Genomic DNA, 18,436 nt, shown 5'->3' on the forward strand with positions numbered 1-18,436 from the left:
TAAGTTAGAAACAAAAACGCCTACCTCCGAGTAGGCGTTTTTTGTACCATACTGAATCTTCCTAGATTGCAGGAACTTCTTATGGTGCGTCTCTTTGTTCTAATCGTTTGTTCGTTTTTCTCCACGACCGCCTTCTCTGTGCCTCTCAATACCCTTGAAGCTATGCTACCTGCTGGAAGTCAGCTTGCCCTATCTGTTTATAACGTGAATAGTGGTCAACAGCTTGTTGAGCGCGATGACGACATATTGCTCCCGCCAGCCAGCACCCAAAAAGTGGTAACGGCACTAGCCGCTTCTCTATATCTTCCATCGGACTTTAGCTTCGAGACTAAAGTACTTCAATCGGGCAAAGACATTGTATTTAAGTTTGGGGGCGACCCGACGCTAAAGCGTAAAGACTTACAGCTGCTTGTTAGCGCATTGAAAGCAAAGGGCATCAACCAGATACGTGGTGACGTCTGGCTTGATGGAGAGATATTTACCGGATATGAGCGAGCAGTCGGTTGGCCTTGGGATATATTGGGGGTCTGCTACAGCGCCCCATCATCAGCGATTTCCCTAGAGCGCAACTGCGTACAAGGCTCGATATACAGCAACAAGGGGCAGCGCCAAACACGCGTGTTTGTTCCTGAGCATCAACCGATAGAAATATCGACAGATGCGCTTGCCGTGACCAAAGCACAGCAACAAACCCAGCATTGTGATTTAGAACTTAATTACAACGACAGCAACCACTATCAGCTGAGTGGTTGTTTAGTTCACCGTTCCAATCCTCTTCCTCTTAAGTTCGCGATACAAAACCCTCAAAAATATGTGAGTGACGTGCTTGCAGCCGAGCTAAGAAAGGCAGCAATTACCGTGAAAGGCAACATCCGACTTGGATCACCGACAAATCAGGATCGCGTCATCGCCGTACACAAGTCAGCCCCGCGAGACGCGTTGCTTAACACCATGCTTAAACGTTCTGACAACCTGATTGCCGACAACATCCTTAAGACACTTGGGCATCGCTACTTCAAACAACCCGGTTCATTTAGCAACGGCGCAGCAGCGATAAAAGCAATATTGAAGCAACAAACGAACATTGACCTCAACACTGCTGTGATCGTGGATGGGTCGGGGTTGTCTCGCAATAATCGAATGACCGCCACACAGTTAATGTCAGTGATTCAATATGTTTACTCACACCCGCAGTTGGGCGTCTTGGCGATGCTACCTGTATCGGGTGTGGACGGGACTTTGAAATATCGCAGTAGTGTCCGTCATGCTCCGCTCAAAAATAAGCTGACGGCAAAAACAGGCTCTCTCTATGGGAGTTACAACCTCGCGGGAATATTGAAAAACAACCAAGGACAAGACGTCCTCGTTGTGCAACTGGTAACCAACTACCACATTCCAAAATCGGATGATCGCCCTAGCAACGTGGCCAGCCCGATCACCCAATTTGAACGAGAGCTCTACCAAGCGCTGCTCACATCAAGTCTAACCACGCATTAACCGTCATGAAGTAAATCGCCATCCCGCTGATATCAACCACAGAGGCTAACACTGGGCTCACAAGTACAGCGGGATCGAGACGAAACTTAGTCGCAATCAACGGAAGTACACCTCCAATCGTGGTAGACAAAATCACTTGAATAATTAGTGCTACCCCAATTGCAATGGCGATATCATCCAACGAAAAACCATATGGCAAAGAAGAGCTGTCACTAAAAAGCATCACCCTCGCCATGATCACTGCCGCCAGCGCAAATGCGATAACAAAAGCCACACGCACTTCCTTCCACATGACACATAGCCAGTGAGATGGACGCACTTCGTTCATCGCCATCGCACGCACCACCAAGGTGGCAGCTTGTGATCCCGCATTTCCCCCTGCCGCCGCAACCACTGGCATGTAAATAGCCAGTAATATGAGCTGGCTGATCGAATCTTCGTAGTGCGAGATAATCAGCCCAGAAACGACCCCTAGCAAAGCGAGTCCAATAATCCAACCGATTCGCTGGCGGACATGCGACATGACAGAATTAGCTAAATAGTTCCCGTCAGGCTCTACCTCAGAATTGATGAGCCCTAACCCAGTCGCGATTTTCCTTACCCTAATCGCATCGCCAGTTTCAGCCAGATCATCAAGTAGCTTTCTGACCAAGCCCAACGGACAGCAATTCAGTACACCAATCGCTTCAGCAACAGGCATCACAGACAGCAACCGAATTCTGTCTTCTCCACTGTGAATAAGAAACGCATTTTTTGCTGCTTCAATTTCATGCGCAGCGACATAATTTTGCTGGTTTTCCAGCATAGTGGCATTCATTACCGCCATAGCGAACCTCCCGATTGGCTAGTGCCAGATATTAGTTATCTGGTGAGGGTAACGACCATGAAAATACGAAGTTCGATGCCGTCTGTCTGTTTTTAGAAGCACAGCGGCAAATCGCTCTCACACCCTGAGATTTCTCACAATGCATGATTGAAGACCAAGGGTCTCCTTGCGTATTTTCACTCTGAATGTTGGGGAGGCGCTGGGAATAGAAGCGTAGAGATCATTCCGACTGGGCAGTCGAAATGTGAAGATTCACAAATGAAACCGCCGATCTTACTGGCCTCCCTGACAACTCGGAGGATGGTCGATAACGTTCATGGTTTTCTCCAAAAGTGCCGCAGTATTGCGACGAGGCAATACTACTCTCATTTAGTCCTCAATCAAACACTCAACCGAGAGCAAATCATGAAGATTTCATGACAGTGAGCATTGAAATTTGGTTGTGCAATAACACGCTGCACTCGTATTCATTTGGCCAATTCCAAACACAAAAAAGCCCGCCAATTTGGCGGGCAAGGAGGTTATCTAGGCCAGCTTCCTGCTGGCTCATTGGTTATATCTTTGTTTCCAAGAAAGGGATTAAGCTTTCCCGTATTTTTCTGCCACACGAGCGTGCAACTCTTGTACAGAGTTCACTTTCGACAGGTCTGCCGCTGCATGTGCCATGCACGTTGCAAACGCTGCGTTTAGCGTTGTCGTGTAGTTCACCTTCTCAGCCAGAGCGCCGCGACGAAGTACTTTCGAATCTTCAATCGCCTGACGGCCTTCAGTGGTGTTAATGATGTAGCTGTATTCACCATTCTTAATGCGGTCAAGAATGTGTGGGCGACCTTCGTGTACTTTGTTCACAAGGCGTGGGTTAATGCCCGCTTCACCCAGAACTACCGCCGTACCGTGCGTTGCATCCAGCTCAAAGCCAAGCTTGATAAGCTTCGCGGCAAGGTCAACAACACGCTGCTTGTCGTTGTTACGAACAGACAGTAGTGCGCGGCCTTTTTCGCTGTATTGCTTGCCACAGCCAAGATCCGCTTTTGCAAACGCTTCAGCAAATGTGTCACCCACGCCCATGACTTCACCGGTAGAGCGCATTTCTGGGCCCAACAGTGGGTCAACGCCCGGGAACTTGTTAAATGGCAATACCACTTCTTTCACCGAATAGTACGGTGGAATGATTTCTTGTGTGAAACCTTGTGACTCAAGCGATTGTCCAGCCATAACACGCGCCGCAATTTTCGCTAGCGGTGCACCTGTGGCTTTCGACACGAACGGAACCGTACGTGCAGCACGCGGGTTTACCTCAATCAGATAAACTTCACCGTCTTTTACTGCAAACTGTGTGTTCATCAGACCGCGAACACCCAACTCCAACGCCAGTTTTTCAACTTGGCGACGCATCTCGTCCTGAATGTCTTGGCTCAAGGTATAAGCTGGCAGAGAACATGCAGAGTCACCAGAGTGAACACCGGCTTGTTCGATATGCTCCATGATGCCACCAATCACGACGCGCTCGCCGTCACAGATAGCATCCACGTCCACTTCAGTCGCATCATCAAGGAAACGGTCAAGAAGGACTGGAGATTCATTCGAAACGCTGACTGCCTCGTTGAAGTAACGGCGCAAATCACTTTCGTCATAAACGATTTCCATTGCGCGACCACCCAAAACATAAGATGGGCGAACAACCAATGGGAAGCCAATCTCTTTCGACTTCTCAATCGCTTGTTCCATCGCGGTCACTGTGGCGTTTTCTGGCGTTTTCAAGCCTAAGCGGTCAACAGCTGATTGGAAACGCTCACGGTCTTCTGCGCGGTCAATCGCATCTGGGCTAGTACCAATGATAGGTACGCCTGCCGCTTCCAATGCGCGAGCCAGCTTCAGAGGTGTTTGACCACCGTATTGAACGATAACGCCTTTTGGCTTTTCAACACGTGCAATCGCTAATACGTCTTCCAGCGTTACTGGCTCGAAGTATAAACGGTCAGAGGTGTCGTAATCAGTAGAAACCGTCTCAGGGTTACAGTTAACCATGATAGTTTCGTAGCCGTCTTCGCGAAGCGCCAGTGATGCGTGCACACAACAGTAATCAAATTCAATGCCTTGACCGATACGGTTTGGACCGCCGCCAAGCACCATGATTTTATCTTTGTCTGTCGGGTTAGACTCACACTCGTCATCGTAAGAGCTGTACATGTACGCCGTGTCAGAAGAGAACTCTGCTGCACAAGTATCAACGCGTTTGTAAACAGGGTGAATATCGTATTGGTCACGAAGCTTACGAATTTCACTCTCACTCACACCCAAAAGTTTACTCAGGCGCGCATCCGCGAAGCCTTTGCGCTTTAACTTGCGAAGTACGTCTTTGTTCAAACCTGCGAAGCCGTTTTCTTTCACTTCCGCTTCGATTTTGACGATGTCTTCAATCTGTACCAAGAACCAACGGTCAACGTTGGTCAACTTAAATACGCCATCCACAGACATGCCTGCACGGAATGCATCGGCGATGTACCAAATACGCTCAGCACCCGCGTCTTTCAATTCATGACGGATCTTGGTCATTGCATCTGGCTCATCCAGATCGACCATCTCATCAAAGCCTGTCGCACCCACTTCTAGGCCACGTAGTGCTTTGTGCAGTGATTCTTGTTGGTTACGACCAATTGCCATCACTTCACCCACAGATTTCATCTGTGTGGTTAGACGGTCGTTAGCACCTACGAACTTCTCGAAGTTAAAACGAGGGATCTTAGTCACAACGTAATCGATGGTTGGTTCGAATGAAGCTGGGGTTGCACCACCAGTGATGTCATTCATCAACTCATCAAGAGTAAAACCAACCGCTAGCTTGGCGGCTACTTTTGCAATCGGGAAGCCTGTTGCTTTTGATGCAAGCGCAGAAGAGCGAGAAACGCGTGGGTTCATCTCGATGATAACCATACGGCCATCTTTCGGGTTGATACCAAACTGAACGTTTGAGCCGCCTGTTTCTACGCCGATTTCACGAAGAACCGCTAGCGATGCGTTACGCATCAATTGATATTCTTTATCTGTCAGCGTTTGCGCTGGAGCGACAGTGATAGAGTCACCCGTATGGATGCCCATTGCGTCAAAGTTCTCAATCGCACACACGATGATGCAGTTATCCGCTTTGTCACGGACCACTTCCATCTCGTACTCTTTCCAACCAATCAATGATTCGTCAATGAGTAGCTCGTTGGTTGGCGATAGATCCAAACCACGGCGACAGATTTCTTCAAATTCTTCTTTGTTGTAAGCGATACCGCCGCCCGTGCCACCCATGGTGAACGAAGGACGAATGATACAAGGGAAACCTACCATATCGAGAACGCCGTAAGCTTCTTCCATGGTTTTTGCCGTGTCTGCACGAGGACAGTCTAGGCCAATTGATTTCATTGCTTTATCGAAACGTGAACGGTCTTCAGCTTTATCAATCGCATCCGCCGTTGCACCAATCATTTCTACGCCGAACTCAGCCAGAACACCGTGCTTTTCAAGTTCAAGCGCACAGTTCAATGCCGTTTGACCACCCATGGTCGGCAGAACCGCATCAGGGCGTTCTTTTTCAATGATGTTGCGAACTACTTCCCATTGGATTGGCTCGATGTAAGTTGCATCTGCCATTTCTGGGTCTGTCATGATGGTGGCTGGGTTAGAGTTCACCAAAATAACGCGGTAACCCTCTTCACGCAGCGCTTTACAAGCTTGCGCGCCTGAATAGTCAAACTCACACGCCTGACCAATAACAATTGGGCCTGCGCCTAGAATAAGAATACTTTTTATGTCTGTACGTTTTGGCATTCTCTGCTACTCCGGATTACGCGCTGTGTTGCTTAATAAGTTCAATGAAGTGATCAAAAAGTGGTGCCGCATCGTGCGGACCAGGGCTCGCTTCAGGGTGCCCTTGGAAGCTAAAGGCTGGCTTATCTGTGCGGTGGATACCTTGCAAAGAGCCATCAAATAGCGATACGTGAGTAGCACGTAGATTTTCAGGAAGTGTTGTTTCATCAGCGGCAAAACCGTGGTTTTGCGACGTAATCATCACTACGTTGCGATCCAAGTCTTTTACCGGGTGGTTTGCGCCGTGGTGACCAAACTTCATTTTCACCGTTTGAGCGCCCGATGCGAGAGCCAGAATCTGGTGACCAAGACAGATGCCGAAAACTGGCAGCCCCTTGTCCAAGAAAGTTTTTGTCGCTTCAATTGCGTAAGTACATGGTTCTGGGTCACCAGGGCCGTTCGATAGGAATACGCCATCTGGGTTAAGCGCCAGAACCTCTTCAGCAGACGTTTGCGCTGGCACTACAGTCAAACGGCAACCGCGATCCACCAGCATGCGCAGGATATTGCGTTTTGCACCAAAGTCATACGCGACGACATGGTATGGCAATTCGCTATTGTCTTTTGCTTCTGGCAGGCCGCCTTCAAGCGTCCAAGAGCCTTGTTTCCACTCGTAAGATTCCGCCGTGGTCACTTCTTTCGCCAAATCCATGCCTTTTAGGCCAGGGAATGCTTTTGCCTTAGCAAGTGCCAATGCTTCATCAAGGTTGTCACCCGCAACAACACAGCCGTTTTGAGCGCCTTTTTCACGCAAAATACGTGTCAATTTACGAGTATCGATGTCAGCGATGCCAACGATGTTTTGAGATTTAAGGTAATCAGAAAGTGTTTGTTGACTGCGGAAGTTTGAAGCAATGAGGGGAAGGTCGCGAATGACCAGGCCTTGCGCGTGGATTCTTGAGGATTCTTCGTCTTCGGTATTAGTACCGGTGTTGCCAATGTGAGGATAAGTGAGAGTAACAATTTGCTGAGAGTAGGAAGGGTCAGTGAGAATTTCTTGGTACCCCGTCATCGAGGTATTAAAAACAACTTCACCAACAGCGGAACCATCAGCACCAATGGACACACCGTGGAATACAGTCCCATCTTCTAGGACTAAGAGCGCAGACTTGCTCAAGACAACCTCCAAATCAATAAAAATGCAAAATAAATAGATAAATTCGCATTAAGTCATTCCATACAATTGCCACTTCGACGTCAAGCCGAAATTTGACAAATTGCGCGCATTCTAGTGATAGCTGCGGAATGTGTCAACAGAACAGGTAAAAAAGAACATAACTTTCAGCCAACCTATATGAATTTCACCACCAAGCCCATAAAAACCCCATTAATCCCAGGCGAAAGTCATAATTTGAAGCTCAGGACATGTCATTTACCGCCCCTCATTAGGCATACAAACAAAAAAACAGTCATTGCTATACGCAACCGTTTCCCAATGGGCACTTATGTTGTTATTTGGAGGCAGTACAGAGGGAACGCGCCACTAAGCCTTGAAAGCAGGCATTAACTAGACCTTAGCATAAGGGAAGGGGTAAAAGCGCTAGGAGGATAAAACGAAAGAAATGCTATGCAGCCGGCGTGCACAGGCTGCATAGTTAATCATTTTTTAATTAGAGTGCGTCTAGGTCTAATACGTCTTGCATGGTGAAGAACCCTGCATTTTTTGCATTCAGCCAGATCGCAGCACGTACAGCGCCATTGGCAAATGTCATTCTGTTTGTCGCTTTGTGGGTAATTTCCACACGCTCACCAATATCAGCAAACATGGCAGTATGCTCACCTACGATATCGCCAGCACGAATCGTCGCAAAACCTATTTCATCGCGGGTTCGCTCGCCAGTGATGCCCTCGCGCGCATAGACAGCAACATCGCTCAACTTATTGCCCATTGCGCCAGCAATGGCCTCCCCCATGCCAATCGCCGTCCCCGAAGGAGCATCGACCTTGTGACGGTGGTGCGCTTCAACAATCTCAATGTCGCAGTAATCGCCCATCACTTTCGCTGCCTTCTCAAGCAACTTAAAGACAAGGTTCACGCCAACACTGTAATTCGGTGCCATTACGATGCCGACATCCTCAGCAGCAGCGTCAATCTGAGCACGCTGTTCCTCGGTGAAGCCAGTTGTACCAATGATCAATTTTTTTCCGTGCGCTTGGCAAAGCGCAAGATTCGCCAATGTCACAACGGGTGCGGTAAAATCAATTATGACATCAAAGTCATCAGCCACTTTTGCTAAGTCATCAACAATGGTGACATCGCGTTTACCAATACCTGCAAGCTCACCGGCATCAGTACCGATAAGACTGGATTCTGGACGTTCACTTGCAGCAGCCAGTATTGCGCCTTCCATTCCATCCGTGGCTTGAATTAGCTGTCGACCCATACGGCCAGCAGCGCCCGCAATTGCAATGCGAACCATGTAAATCCCCTTCTTACTCTCGGTCAACGCCGCATCAACGCAGCGCCATGAAATCATTCGTTTATCACTCTACCTTTTTCAAACAGTGATGTATATCCGAGCCATGCTTCAAACATACCTGTTCCTCGTTGAAGCAATTGGTCACGACGTAAAACGAAAAAAGGAGCCAAAGGCTCCTTTAATACAATCTTAAATAATCAACGTGTTGTTAGTCGATATGCTTAACTTGCAGCTCTCGCGGCACTTCAAAGAACATGTTTTCTTCACGCCCTTTAAGCTCTTCTACTGCCGTACCGCCATACGCTTCAATTTGAGCAATAATGAGATTCACAAGCTCTTCAGGCGCAGATGCTCCCGCCGTGACACCCACTTTCACCTTGCTCTCAAACCACTCAGCTTTCACGTCTTCCGCGCAATCGGTCAAATACGCTGGCGTTCCGAGCTTTTCGCTCAATTCACGCAGACGATTGGAGTTTGAGCTGTTCTTTGAGCCGACAACCACCATCACATCACATTGTGCCGCGAGTTCACGCACCGCGTCTTGGCGGTTTTGGGTCGCGTAGCAAATATCGTCTTTGCGCGGGCCTTGGATCTCAGGGAACACTTGACGCAGTCTATCGATCACGTCTGCGGTTTCATCCACAGACAGCGTCGTTTGGCTAACGTAGTGCAAGTTAGAAGGATCTTTCACATTAAGTGAATGCACATCATCAGGCGTTTCCACTAAGTACATGCCGCCCGTTTCACTGGCATATTGTCCCATGGTGCCTTCCACCTCAGGGTGACCAGCGTGACCAATTAGAACCACTTCCATATTCTTGCGACTCGCACGCGCAACTTCCATATGAACTTTGGTCACCAAAGGACAAGTCGCATCAAACACAGTCAAACTGCGTGATTTAGCTTCGATACGAACAGCTTGTGATACGCCGTGGGCAGAAAAAATAACAATGCTGTCATCTGGCACTTCACTGAGCTCTTCAACGAACACGGCTCCACGAGACTTTAAGCCTTCCACGACAAAACGATTGTGAACCACTTCATGCCGCACATAGATAGGAGGCTGATACAGTTCTAGTGCACGCTCGACAATGCTGATAGCACGGTCAACACCGGCGCAAAACCCTCTTGGGTTAGCAAGCATGATTTTCATTGAGTTGCCTTTATAACCAATATTTTTTTAGTTGACGCTAACAATTTCAACGTCAAAGATTACGCGGTGTCCCGCCAATGGATGGTTGAAATCTACCGTCACTGATTCGCCAGCCACTTCAGTGATAACGCCTGGGATTTCTTGTCCGCCCGGCCCAGCGAAGGCAATAATCGTCCCCTCTTCTGCAGGTGCATCACCGACAAACAAAGTGCGATCCATGTGCTGGATATTATCAGGATTTGGCATACCAAACGCATCGTTTGGCTCTAATGTAAAGCTGGCGGCTTCGCCTTCATTTAAGCCCATCAAACACTTTTCGAAATTCTCCGTCAAGCTACCATCGCCCATCACTAACTTAGCAGGCTTGCCCGATGTTTTCGTGCTGTCTGCAACGGAACCGTCTTCCATCTTAATCGTAAAGTGCATAATGACTTCACTGTTGGCAATAATCTGTGTCATTCTATCACATCCTTGAATTAAACTATTGGCCCCGCCTCCAAAGGCAGCACCTAAGACCCTAAAAAATAACGGGTTTTAAAACACCAAATATAAGAAAGCGCCGTTCGCAATTGCGACCAGCGCTATCAATGTATTCTTACCCGATAGTAAGCACAGAGCTTACTCGGTTTCAGCGTGCGGCTTTTTTGATGCTTTCACACTATCCAAAACAATCAATCCGGCACCCACACAAATCGCTGCATCAGCAAGGTTAAATGCAGGCCAATGACTGTTGCCGATATAGAAATCGAGAAAGTCGATGACATAGCCATGCACTAAACGATCAAACAAATTACCGATCGCACCACCGATGACTAGCGCATAGGCCACATTAAGAATTCTATTAGTGGCTGGGGTACAGCGCATCCAATAGATAAGCATTCCTGATACACCGAGCGCAATCGTGGCAAAGAACCATCGCTGCCAACCACCTGCATCACTCAGAAAACTGAATGCTGCGCCGTAGTTATGTACATACAAGAGGTTAAAGAAAGGCAAAATTTCTATGCGATTTGCCCAACCATACCCCATGGTATCCATCACTAGCAGTTTCGTGCCGATGTCTAAAACAAAAACCAGTAACGCCAACCAAAGCCAACGAATACCTGACTGTTTCGCTGCCAGATCTTTCATCCAAGGTTCCTATTATCATTCAGAAAATGCTGAACACGTTCGGTTCAGCATTTTCTTCATCTTAGCGATTAAGCAAATTGACGCTCTTCGCCTTCACCATCGATGTTGCTTACACAACGACCACACAAGGCTTCATGCCCAGCAATTGTGCCAACATCCGGCACATGGTGCCAGCATCGCTCACACTTCTCGGCGGCAGACTTAGCAACGACCACGGACAAGCCTTCAATGTCTGTCGCAACAGCAGCCTCAGGCGCAGCATCGGTCGCAACAACATCGGCTTTCGACGTCAACAACACAAAACGCAACTCATTACCCATTGCTTCAAGCTTGGCAGCAAAATCTGCTTTCGCATATAGGGTCACTTCGGCTTCCAAAGAACCACCCAGCGTTTTCTCGCTACGCGCTTGCTCCAAGACTTTGTTCACCGCGCCACGAACACGCAGTAGTTCAGACCAGAATGCATTATTCAGTTGCTCGTCATCGTTCAGACCAAACAAGCCGTCGTACCACACTTCGGTGAACACATACTTGTTGCGGGCTGTTTGATCAGCTTGCTTCTTGGGCATCTCGTTCCAGATTTCATCTGCAGTGAACGACATAATTGGCGCCATCCAGCGAACCAATGCTTCCACGATGTGGAATAGCGCCGTTTGACAGCTGCGGTGTGCATGACCACCCGCTTTCGCGGTGTATTGACGGTCTTTGATGATATCCAAGTAGAATGAGCCCATCTCTACTGAACAGAATTGCATCAAACGTTGAGTTACTGCGTGGAAGTTACACTCTTCAAACGCCTTCAGAATTTCTTCCTGAGCTTCAAGCGCTTTACCTACAGCCCAACGGTCAGCAACCACCATGTCTTCCGCTGCAACCATGTCAGTTTCTGGGTTGAAACCGTTCAAGTTTGCTAGCAAGAAGCGCGCGGTGTTACGGATACGACGGTACGCATCGGCACTGCGGTTCAAGATTTGGTCAGACACCGTCATCTCGCCGGTGTAGTCCGTTGAAGCCACCCACAAACGGAGGATGTCGCCACCCAGCTTGTTCATCACTTCTTGCGGAGAAACCACGTTACCGATCGATTTAGACATCTTACGGCCTTGACCATCAACGGTGAAACCGTGAGTCAACACTTGCTTGTAAGGGGCTTTGTTCTTGATAGCAACAGAGGTCATTAGCGACGACTGGAACCAGCCACGGTGTTGATCCGAGCCTTCCAAGTACATATCAGCTTCGTGACCGTTGAATTCCGCGCGTTGGTTTACAACTGCATAGTGCGTTGCACCTGAGTCGAACCATACGTCTAGCGTATCCAGTACTTTTTCGTAGCTTTCAGCGTCGTCACCAAGTAATTCCGCAGTGTCGAGATCCCACCACGCTTGAATGCCTGATTGCTCAACCTTCTGCGCTACTTGCTCGATCAATTCAACCGTGTTCGGGTGAAGATCTGAGGTTTCTTTGTGAACGAACAGCGCAATTGGCACGCCCCAAGTACGTTGACGAGAGATACACCAATCAGGGCGACCTTCCACCATAGACTCGATACGGTTTTGACCCCACTCAGGGATCCACTGTACGCTTTTGATCTCTTCCAATGCTTTCGCACGCAGACCCGCTTTCTCCATAGAGATAAACCACTGCGGTGTTGCACGGAAAATGATCGGCGTTTTATGGCGCCAGCAATGCGGGTAACTATGCTCGTACGCGTGATGATGTAACAAAGAACCGTGTTCTTTCAGTACTTCAATCACGTTGTCATTTGCTTTCAATACGTGTTGACCAGCAAACAGCTCTGTATCAGGCAGGTATACACCGTTGCTACCGACTGGGTTCGCCACTTCTAGGCCGTACTTTTGACCCACCACGAAGTCTTCTTGACCGTGACCTGGTGCAGTGTGAACAACACCCGTACCCGATTCAGTCGTGACGTGCTCGCCACAAATCACTGGCACATCGAAGCTGTAGAACGGGTGGTTGAAGCGCAACAACTCCAGTGCTTCACCTTGGCAGAAGCCAAGGTTATGGAAGTGTTCGATACCCGCGCGATCCATCACTTGCTTCGCAAGTTCAGATGCCACGATCAAACGGCGAGGTGTTTCGCCTTCCACTTGAACAAGCACGTATTCCAGCGCATCAGATACCGCAACTGCACGGTTTGCAGGTAATGTCCAAGGCGTCGTAGTCCAGATAACGATAGACACGTCACCGTGACCTTCATGACCTTCCGCCAAACCGAATTTTGCCAATACCGCAGCTTCGTCAGTCGCACGGAACATCACATCAATAGATGGAGATACTTTGTTCTCGTATTCTACTTCTGCTTCAGCCAGTGCTGAGCCACAGTCAGTACACCAGTGAACAGGCTTAAAGCCTTTATGTAGGTGGCCGTTGCCTGCGATTTTACCTAGCGCACGAATGATGTTCGCTTCGGTGTCAAAGTCCATGGTCAGGTATGGTTTGTCCCACTCACCCAACACACCAAGACGTTTGAAGTCCGCCTTTTGGCCTTCAACTTGTTTTGCAGCGTACTCACGGCACTTCTGACGGAATTCAGCAGCAGACACTTTTTTGCCTGGCTTACCGACTTTTTTCTCAACCATCAGTTCAATTGGTAGACCGTGACAGTCCCAGCCAGGTACGTAAGGGGCATCAAAGTCCGACAAGGTTTTGGACTTAATAATAATGTCTTTAAGAATCTTGTTTACTGAGTGACCAATATGGATGTTGCCGTTTGCATACGGAGGGCCGTCATGCAGGATGAAAGATTTCTTGCCTTTTTTCGCTTTACGGATCTCGCCGTAAAGATCTTCATCGTACCAACGTTTAAGCATTTGCGGCTCACGTTGTGCAAGATTACCTCGCATCGGAAACGCGGTTTCCGGCAGGTTTAAGGTATCTTTAAAGTCACTCATTGATTGTTCATTCCGTATGGACGTTTTCGACATTATCTTGACCAGCCAGCCACGTACGTGCTGTCTGGGCATCAAGTTCAATTTGGGCTTTTAGCTCGTCTAGCGAGCCAAATTTTTTCTCATCTCGCAGCTTATGAAGAAGCTGCACTTCAACATGTCGACCATAAAGGTCACCAGCGAAGTCAAAAAGGTGCACTTCCAATTGTTGGCCTACACCGTTGACGGTTGGTCGAGTGCCTACATTGGCAACGCCACCTAACCATGTGTTCTCATCAATACCGCCAACCTTAACAACATACACACCCGACACGGGCGTGACACGTCGCTTCAAAGGTACATTTGCGGTAGGGAATCCAATGGTACGACCCAGCTTCTTACCGTGGGAAATACGCCCACTAATGCTGTAAGGTCGTCCAAGCATCTGCTCCACGGCGTCTTGTTCGCCTCGCGCCAATTCATCACGAATGGCGGTGCTACTGACACGCTGCTCGGAGACACAAAAACTTTGTGTGCTCACCACATCAAAATGTGCAGATTTAGCTTCTTGTTGCAGATAAACAAAATCGCCTTGACGCTTAGCACCAAAGCGAAAGTCGTCACCGACTACCAGAAACTTAACACCCAATTGTTCAGCCAACAAGCGATGAACAAAGTCATAGGGCGTCATAGAGGCGAATTTCGCATTAAAATTCACCACAAGCAGCCGTTCAACACCTAATTGAGCCAACTGCGTGTACTTGTCACGCAAACGAGTCAACCTTGCCGGAGCACTTTCGGCTGCAAATAATTCTCTAGGTTGAGGTTCAAACAGCATAACGGTAGGCGAAACGCCTAACTCACGCGCTTTTTTTACCACCTGAATGAGCACTTGTTGGTGGCCTAAATGCACACCATCAAAGTTACCGATCGTCAGAACGCACCCTCGGTGTCTTTCTCGGATGTTATGAATGCCTCGGATCAATTCCATAATGGTAAAACTGCTTTCCCCTAAAAAAACCGACGGATTATATACTAGTTATGCGCAGCAATCAGCTTTCAGCTCTAAGTTGACGCGGCCTTACGCCAGAAACAGCCAAAGACACTAGGTAAGTCGCTGCACCCAAAGCAATTAAGCCGAAGAGTACATACGTGCGCTCCCAAAGCCCCATAGCAAGCCAATCCGTATTTTCTGGCATTAACCAAAACACAAGACTGCCCATCAGTGCCGCGCCAATCACCAGACGTAGTGTAAAGAACAGTGTTTCACGGCTCACGCGGTACACGCCCTGCTGATGAAGACCTCGGTAAAGTAGGCCAGCATTCACCAACGCTGACAACGCCGTGGCCATAGCAAGACCGACATAGCCATAAAATGATGCAAAGATAAGGTTGAACACCATATTGCTAACCATAGCAATAATGCCATAGCGCACTGGGGTTTTCGTGTCTTGGCGAGCGTAATACCCCGGTGCAAGCACCTTGATCAGCATAAAGTTAAGCAAACCTGACGCATAAGCCATCAACGATAACGAGGCGGCATCCACGTCAGACGGGCTAAACTCACCACGCATAAATAGCACCATCAACATTGGCTTTGCCAATACCATCATGCCGACCATGGCAGGCAAGCCAAGCAACAGGACCATGCGAATGCCCCAGTCCATCGTACTGGCGAATTGACCGGATGATTGTTCAACGTGCTTTTTCGACAGCGCTGGCAATATCACGGTGGCAATCGCAATACCAAACAACCCCAACGGAAACTCTAAAAGGCGGTCAGAGTAATACAGCCAACTGATAGAGCCCGTCGCAAGAAAACTCGCGATAAAGGTATCAAGCAGCAAGTTAATTTGGCTTACGGACACACCAAAAAGCGCAGGAATCATCAAGGTACGAATTTTCACTACACCAGGGTGAGACCATCCCCACTTCGGCTTAACCAACATCCCTTCGCGGTAAAGAAAAGGAAATTGAAACGCAAATTGGATCAAACCGCCGAGGAAAACACCAATACCCAAACCAATTTCTGGTTGTTCTAAATTTGGCGCGATCCATATGGCTGCGGAAATCATCGCGATGTTAAGAAACACTGGCGTAAAAGACGACACTGCAAAGCGTCCTAACGTGTTAAGGATCGATCCAGCCAACGCAACAAAAGAAATAAACCAAAGGTAAGGGAACGTGATCTTCAAGATCAAAGACGCTAATTCAAATTTGTGCGCCGAAGGGCCATCGTTGACCCAATCCAAAAACCAACCCGCACCAAATAGTGCAGTGATCACAGGCGATGCAATCACGCCGACCACGGTGACAATGGTCACTAATACACCCAAGGTGCCTGATACGTAAGCAATCAGCTCACGGGTTTTATTTTTATCATCACTGGCTTGGTATTCGGCTAAAACAGGAACAAACGCCTGTGAAAACGCACCTTCTGCAAACAGACGACGTAAAAAATTAGGGATTTTATTCGCGAAAAAGAAAACGTCCGCGGCGGCACCAGCCCCCATGAGGTTTGCAATAACCACATCACGTACCAAGCCCATTACGCGTGACACCATCGTCATAAAACTGACAATCATCCCTGAGCGAAGCAATCGCTTTGACACCTATAACCCCTTAAAACCAAAAATAAAGTAAGATGCATCCGTCCGTTCATGTTATCACGTCTGTTCTAATTGAATTCTAGACGGTACAACAAGTGCGAAAAGGCAGATAAAAGGCTTACTTCATACTAAGAATGCTGGTAGAATCTGCCGCCATATTAACCGCGATGTTCGTCACATGCCATTGCTATGGTGATGCGGCGGATTATTGCACAAATGAATTGACAACTCGGGTAAAACGGGGCATATTCCTCGGCCTTAAATTGTCACCGAATATAAGATTTGGGAGTTAGACCCTTGGCGAATATCAAATCTGCTAAGAAGCGTGCAATCCAATCTGAGAAGCGCCGTCAGCACAATGCAAGCCGTCGCTCTATGATGCGCACTTACCTGAAAAAAACCATCGCAGCTATCGCAGCTGGTGATAAAGAAGCAGCTACTAAAGCATTTGCTGAAGCACAACCTATTCTTGACCGTATGGCTACTAAAGGCCTTATTCACAAGAACAAGGCTGCTCGTCATAAAGCTAGCCTAGTTGCTCAAATCAAAGCTCTGTAATAAGCGCTTAGATTTGAACTAAAAAAACCGGCCAAAAGCCGGTTTTTTTATTTGTGTGTTTTTCCAACTTTTCACTTAATGTTTTTACAGAAAAGTTCGTGTAAGGTCATCATGATCGTTTGAACTTCAACACTCTTCAATGAGTAATATACCGTCTGCGCTTCTTTGCGCGTCGCGACCAAACCGTCTCTCCTAAGCCATGCCAAATGCTGAGACAACGCTGATTGACTTAATTCTAACTTGTCACTTAACGTTCCCACTGACATCTCACCTTCGAGTAAATAGCAAAGTATGAATAGCCTGCGCTCATTTGCCATTGCTTTAAGCAATTTCACTGCTTTTGGCCCAGCTTCCTGCATTTGTTTTAGTTCCATACGTACTGCCTATTTACCATACTCTAAAAGGTTGCTTATATTGGCATTAGTTTATCACTTAAACACTTAGTGCTATTGCCTTGCGTTTAAGACTACTAATTGCATAATCAAACACTAATAAACTGAATAATCAAACACTAGTGGAACAACTTACTGAAGTCAGCCTCACAGATACGCTTAACCGCAGGGTGTTGGATCATCCTTTCCGCAAAAATTGCATAGTACTCTTCCTTGAGCTCCTCCACCTTCGCCACTTCACGAATATCAGGTAAATCGAGCACATCTGCGGAGTAAAAGGTGGGTGCAACAAACATTGCCTTATGATTCGCCCCAAACGCTTTCATCAAGGCCGCGTCATCAAACTCCCCCAAGATATCCGGTGTAATGCCTTGGCTATCAAACCAATGCATGAGTTTTCGACCCATCGCGGTCCTGCTACTTGGAATAAGTAACTTATGCTCTTCGATTATGGCAGGAAATCTTTTTCTTGAGACAGCATCTGAACAAAAAAAACTCATAACACTTTCGCCGATCTTCACGCTAAAGAGGCCAGGACTCTGACTGGAATCGACGGGGCAGTCTGACAGAATCATATCCAACTTGTGCTGACTTAATTGCTCAAGCAATAGTTCGTGAGTCGATTCAAAACAACGAAGATGAATACCATCACCGACAGGAACCGCTTTTAGCAGCACTCGACTGACTAAGCTTTTTGACAAGGCGTCCGCCACCCCGACATCAAACAGCTCATTTTCCCGCTGACTGTAATTAATGATATCTAACATTTCATAGCTAATACCAAACATCTTGTCAGCGTACTTGTAAACAAGCTGACCGAGCTCAGTTGGCACGACGCTCCTACCTGAACGTTTAGTCAACTTACCGTTCAGGCGGTCTTCTAGGGCTCGTATTTGCCCTGTTACCGTCTGAGGTGTTAGGAACAAAGCTTCTGCTGCTTTAGAAACAGAGCCTTGCTTACAGACCATCCAATAGTAATAGAGATGGTTATAGTTTAAATGTGACATAAGCTCTCAACTAAAAAAGGCGCCAAAACTACGCTCTACGCAGCTCTGACGCCTTCTTGTCAGGTTCTAACCCAACCTTTCACTGTGATATTCGTCA

14 protein-coding genes are annotated in these 18,436 nt (G+C 47.8%); 2 read left to right on the forward strand and 12 right to left on the reverse strand.

What is annotated here, in order from left to right; genetic code table 11:
* The first annotated feature begins 81 nt into the window (after positions 1–81).
* Entirely contained in the window at positions 82–1,497 is a 1,416-nt protein-coding gene (gene dacB / locus LRP50_RS13320; RefSeq protein WP_274164954.1) for a serine-type D-Ala-D-Ala carboxypeptidase, read from the forward strand.
* On the opposite strand, the gene LRP50_RS13325 is transcribed toward dacB, so the two are convergent.
* From LRP50_RS13325 to murJ, 10 genes are all read right to left on the reverse strand, one after another.
* The gene (locus LRP50_RS13325; protein WP_274164955.1) at positions 1,472–2,323 is read right to left on the reverse strand and encodes a magnesium transporter; all 852 of its coding nucleotides are present in this window, start codon (positions 2,321–2,323) and stop codon (positions 1,472–1,474) included. The two genes, dacB and LRP50_RS13325, sit on opposite strands and share 26 nt — an antisense overlap.
* 579 nt (positions 2,324–2,902) lie before the next feature.
* Positions 2,903–6,139, reverse strand: a complete 3,237-nt coding sequence (gene carB, locus LRP50_RS13330) for a carbamoyl-phosphate synthase large subunit (protein ID WP_274164956.1) — start codon at positions 6,137–6,139, stop codon at positions 2,903–2,905.
* A 16-nt stretch (positions 6,140–6,155) separates the two neighbouring features.
* Positions 6,156–7,295: a glutamine-hydrolyzing carbamoyl-phosphate synthase small subunit gene (gene carA / locus LRP50_RS13335; protein ID WP_274164957.1), complete on the reverse strand. Its 1,140-nt coding sequence runs from the start codon at positions 7,293–7,295 to the stop codon at positions 6,156–6,158.
* 493 nt (positions 7,296–7,788) lie between these two features.
* Positions 7,789–8,598, reverse strand: coding sequence for a 4-hydroxy-tetrahydrodipicolinate reductase (dapB, locus tag LRP50_RS13340; RefSeq protein WP_274165031.1), 810 nt, complete (start codon positions 8,596–8,598; stop codon positions 7,789–7,791).
* A gap of 208 nt (positions 8,599–8,806) precedes the next feature.
* Positions 8,807–9,751 carry a 4-hydroxy-3-methylbut-2-enyl diphosphate reductase gene (ispH, locus tag LRP50_RS13345; protein WP_274164958.1) on the reverse strand — a complete coding sequence of 315 codons (945 nt, stop codon included), beginning with the start codon at positions 9,749–9,751 and terminating at the stop codon, positions 8,807–8,809.
* 27 nt (positions 9,752–9,778) lie between these two features.
* Entirely contained in the window at positions 9,779–10,210 is a 432-nt protein-coding gene (gene fkpB, locus LRP50_RS13350) for an FKBP-type peptidyl-prolyl cis-trans isomerase (RefSeq protein ID WP_274164959.1), read from the reverse strand.
* 159 nt (positions 10,211–10,369) lie between these two features.
* Complete coding sequence (lspA, locus tag LRP50_RS13355; RefSeq protein ID WP_274164960.1) at positions 10,370–10,882, reverse strand: signal peptidase II; 513 nt, start codon at positions 10,880–10,882, stop codon at positions 10,370–10,372.
* A gap of 68 nt (positions 10,883–10,950) precedes the next feature.
* Positions 10,951–13,797 (reverse strand): isoleucine--tRNA ligase, encoded by a 2,847-nt coding sequence (ileS, locus tag LRP50_RS13360; protein WP_274164961.1) that lies wholly within the window; start codon positions 13,795–13,797, stop codon positions 10,951–10,953.
* A gap of 7 nt (positions 13,798–13,804) precedes the next feature.
* The gene (ribF, locus tag LRP50_RS13365) at positions 13,805–14,764 is read right to left on the reverse strand and encodes a bifunctional riboflavin kinase/FAD synthetase (protein WP_274164962.1); all 960 of its coding nucleotides are present in this window, start codon (positions 14,762–14,764) and stop codon (positions 13,805–13,807) included.
* A gap of 61 nt (positions 14,765–14,825) precedes the next feature.
* On the reverse strand, positions 14,826–16,385 hold the full coding sequence (murJ, locus tag LRP50_RS13370; protein ID WP_274164963.1) for a murein biosynthesis integral membrane protein MurJ: 1,560 nt from the start codon (positions 16,383–16,385) through the stop codon (positions 14,826–14,828).
* A gap of 294 nt (positions 16,386–16,679) precedes the next feature.
* Between murJ and rpsT the strand changes: the two genes are divergently transcribed.
* On the forward strand, positions 16,680–16,940 hold the full coding sequence (gene rpsT, locus LRP50_RS13375) for a 30S ribosomal protein S20 (RefSeq protein ID WP_028023845.1): 261 nt from the start codon (positions 16,680–16,682) through the stop codon (positions 16,938–16,940).
* 71 nt (positions 16,941–17,011) lie between these two features.
* Here the strand turns inward: rpsT and LRP50_RS13380 are convergent, their stop codons facing one another.
* Together LRP50_RS13380 and nhaR are read right to left on the reverse strand one after the other, a co-directional pair.
* Positions 17,012–17,314, reverse strand: coding sequence for an ArsR/SmtB family transcription factor (locus tag LRP50_RS13380; RefSeq protein WP_274164964.1), 303 nt, complete (start codon positions 17,312–17,314; stop codon positions 17,012–17,014).
* A 137-nt stretch (positions 17,315–17,451) separates the two neighbouring features.
* Positions 17,452–18,339, reverse strand: a complete 888-nt coding sequence (gene nhaR, locus LRP50_RS13385) for a transcriptional activator NhaR (RefSeq protein ID WP_274164965.1) — start codon at positions 18,337–18,339, stop codon at positions 17,452–17,454.
* Positions 18,340–18,436 lie beyond the last annotated feature (97 nt).

Origin of the sequence: Enterovibrio gelatinilyticus (assembly GCF_028683095.1) — a bacterium.
GTDB classification, from domain to species: domain Bacteria; phylum Pseudomonadota; class Gammaproteobacteria; order Enterobacterales; family Vibrionaceae; genus Enterovibrio; species Enterovibrio gelatinilyticus.

Bases quoted from the DNA above. Each gene is read 5' to 3' on its own strand.
- fkpB (WP_274164959.1), bottom strand. From the start codon at position 10,210: ATGACACAGATTATTGCCAACAGTGAAGTCATTATGCACTTTACGATT.
- carB (WP_274164956.1), bottom strand. From the start codon at position 6,139: ATGCCAAAACGTACAGACATAAAAAGTATTCTTATTCTAGGCGCAGGC.
- dacB (WP_274164954.1), top strand. From the start codon at position 82: ATGGTGCGTCTCTTTGTTCTAATCGTTTGTTCGTTTTTCTCCACGACC.
- ispH (WP_274164958.1), bottom strand. From the start codon at position 9,751: ATGAAAATCATGCTTGCTAACCCAAGAGGGTTTTGCGCCGGTGTTGAC.
- ribF (WP_274164962.1), bottom strand. From the start codon at position 14,764: ATGGAATTGATCCGAGGCATTCATAACATCCGAGAAAGACACCGAGGG.
- dapB (WP_274165031.1), bottom strand. From the start codon at position 8,598: ATGGTTCGCATTGCAATTGCGGGCGCTGCTGGCCGTATGGGTCGACAG.
- nhaR (WP_274164965.1), bottom strand. From the start codon at position 18,339: ATGTCACATTTAAACTATAACCATCTCTATTACTATTGGATGGTCTGT.
- lspA (WP_274164960.1), bottom strand. From the start codon at position 10,882: ATGAAAGATCTGGCAGCGAAACAGTCAGGTATTCGTTGGCTTTGGTTG.
- LRP50_RS13325 (WP_274164955.1), bottom strand. From the start codon at position 2,323: ATGGCGGTAATGAATGCCACTATGCTGGAAAACCAGCAAAATTATGTC.
- ileS (WP_274164961.1), bottom strand. From the start codon at position 13,797: ATGAGTGACTTTAAAGATACCTTAAACCTGCCGGAAACCGCGTTTCCG.
- LRP50_RS13380 (WP_274164964.1), bottom strand. From the start codon at position 17,314: ATGGAACTAAAACAAATGCAGGAAGCTGGGCCAAAAGCAGTGAAATTG.